The 647-nt window shown below is 71.1% G+C and carries 1 protein-coding gene; it reads left to right on the top strand.

The features are described from left to right. Nucleotides 1–34: 34 nt before the first annotated feature. A partial coding sequence (locus BFF77_RS32190; RefSeq protein WP_245704042.1) for a thiamine pyrophosphate-dependent enzyme occupies nt 35–647 on the top strand: 613 nt, incomplete at its 3' end.

Genomic DNA, 647 nt, shown 5'->3' with positions numbered 1-647 from the left:
CGAGGGTCAGCGAGTCGAGATGTTCGACACCGGCGTGCTCGAGCGCCTCCCACACCGATCCCTCGGCCATCTCGCTGTCGCCGGACAGCGGCTCGGCCGGACTCCGTACCGCGTCTGGGTGCTGTCCGGCGACAGCGAGATGGCCGAGGGATCGGTGTGGGAGGCGATCGAGCACGCCGGTGTCGAACATCTCGACTCGCTGACCCTCGTCATCGACGTCAACCGGCTCGGCCAGCGCGGTCCCACGCGCCATCAGCGGGATCTGGAGGCGTACGGCCGCAGGCTGCGCGCGTTCGACTGGCACACCATCGAGATCGACGGCCATGACGTCGACGCCATCGACGCGGCCTTCAACGAGGCCCGGTCGACGGGCCGTCGGCCGACCGCGATCATCGCGGGCACCCGGAAGGGAAAGGGCGTCGCCTCCGTGGAGGACCGCGAGGGGATGCACGGCAAGCCGCTGCCCCACGCGGAGAGCGCCATCGAGGAACTGGGCGGACGCCGCTCCATCCGGATCTCCGTGGCGAAGCCGGTCGAGCCCGAGGCCCCGGCCCGTACCGCCAGGCATCCGGTCACCCTCGAACTGCCGCGCTACGAGGTGGGCGAATCGGTCGCCACACGTGACGCGTACGGCAGGGCGCTCGCCG

This window comes from Streptomyces lushanensis (genome assembly GCF_001700515.1).
GTDB lineage: Bacteria > Actinomycetota > Actinomycetes > Streptomycetales > Streptomycetaceae > Streptomyces > Streptomyces lushanensis.
Note: the sequence above shows the minus strand (reverse complement) of the source record. Positions and strands in the feature narration are given on the sequence as shown.